At 44.9% G+C, this 1206-nt stretch carries 2 protein-coding genes; both read right to left on the bottom strand.

Annotation, left to right across the window (positions count from 1 at the left end):
- Positions 1–182 precede the first annotated feature (182 nt).
- Positions 183–572, bottom strand: a complete 390-nt coding sequence (locus HF312_21655; GenBank protein ID MCU7522811.1) for a DUF1634 domain-containing protein — start codon at positions 570–572, stop codon at positions 183–185.
- Positions 569–1206 (bottom strand): sulfite exporter TauE/SafE family protein (locus tag HF312_21650; GenBank protein ID MCU7522810.1); only part of this gene is annotated, 638 nt, incomplete at its 5' end. The genes HF312_21655 and HF312_21650, both read right to left, overlap by 4 nt.

Genomic DNA, 1206 nt, shown 5'->3' with positions numbered 1-1206 from the left:
TGGAAATGGTAAAAAAGTTTTCGCCTGACTTTATGGAACAGGGGAAAGAAAGCATCAAAAGGGCAGATGCCAAGGTATCTGTTTATAAAATTATATCTGAACAGGTAACCGGAAAAATCAAGAACACACCGCCAAAAGCAAAATAAAAAAAGCCCGGCTGTGCAGCCGGGCTTTTTTAATAACTAAGTAAAAAGGCTGAATAATAAAATTCCAAGTACGATGGCAGAAATTACCGTGTAAGTGTAGTCTTTTTCTAAGGCAAAACCTATGATTGCAAAGATTACTCTTGCAACGGGAGTAGCAATTAAAACCAGGAGTCCCAGCTGCATTATGCCGCGGCTGTTAAAGTAGAGAACCTCTTTTAGAATTCCGCCAATGCTCTTAAGTCCTTCGGGTTCACCTTTGAACGCGGAGTACTGAGGAATTGTAAAGCCGTATTTAATGAGGTAAAGGAAGGCCCCAAAGGCAACAATTGCTGCAGCTGCAGCGACGCCTGTTCTAAGGAGGCTGCCCATAATGTTTTCAATGTCCCTGTCTTTTTCCAGGTGAATGTTCTTATTTCCTTCTGTCATAATTTTCCCGCAATTCCGTTATAGATCATTTCCAGGGCGAGCACAAAGACGACAACGCTGAAAAGAGTCCTCAGCCATTTTGTTCTTACCCGAACAAGAATCCCGGCTCCCAAAACAGACCCGAGGAGCACTCCAAGCATAACAGGCATGGCAAGGCCGGGGTCGATATAACCTCTGCGTAAATACACCCCGGCGCTTGCGGCTGCAGTAACGCCTATCATAAAATTGCTCGTGGTGGTGGATACCTTAAAGGGGATGTGCATTATCTTATCCATGGCAATAACCTTTGCCGCGCCTGAGCCTATGCCCAAGAGCCCCGAGAGTGTGCCTGCAATAAACATCATTCCAAATCCCCCTGGAACATTATACACATTATAGTATACCTCCTCGCCCTTAACGGGATAGCTTCCGTTTAAACTCAGCCTGGCGGCCAGCTTGTCAGGAAGCACCTCAGCGGTTTTAATGCTGTATTTACTGAGTGAAGTGATTGCGGAATAAATAAGCACTATTCCGAAGATTACGGCAATAACACCCGTTGAGACGCCTGTGGCTATGAATGCCCCGAAAATTGCTCCAATAGTTGTAGCTATTTCGAGGAACATGCCGATACGGATATTTGAAAAGCCCTCTTTTA

The sequence above is a fragment of the Ignavibacteria bacterium genome (assembly GCA_025612375.1).
GTDB lineage: Bacteria > Bacteroidota > Ignavibacteria > Ignavibacteriales > SURF-24 > JAAXKN01.
This window is presented reverse-complemented; position numbering and strand designations above follow the sequence as displayed.